Genomic DNA, 217 nt, shown 5'->3' with positions numbered 1-217 from the left:
ATTTACAATGAACAACTTACTTGCAAATTACGAAAGAAGTTTGGAAGTTTTGAAAAAATTATCAAATGAAACTCTTCTATCTTACCAAAGAAGAATTCCTAAACTGAGTGATTTAGAATTAATAAGTCTCGCATTAACGGCAGAATATATGGGTATTGATAGTGAAAATCATCTATTTCGTCATATTCCTCAAGTAATTAAAAATAAAATAGAACGA

Annotated in this window: 1 pseudogene; it reads left to right on the top strand. The window is 27.6% G+C overall.

Annotated elements, in window-relative coordinates:
- Nucleotides 1–7: 7 nt before the first annotated feature.
- Nucleotides 8–217: pseudogene (locus tag AC23MB_RS14595) on the top strand (IS982 family transposase); the annotation flags it as partial.

It is taken from the genome of Soonwooa sp. T0.1_25, assembly GCF_057652215.1.
Note: the sequence above shows the minus strand (reverse complement) of the source record. Positions and strands in the feature narration are given on the sequence as shown.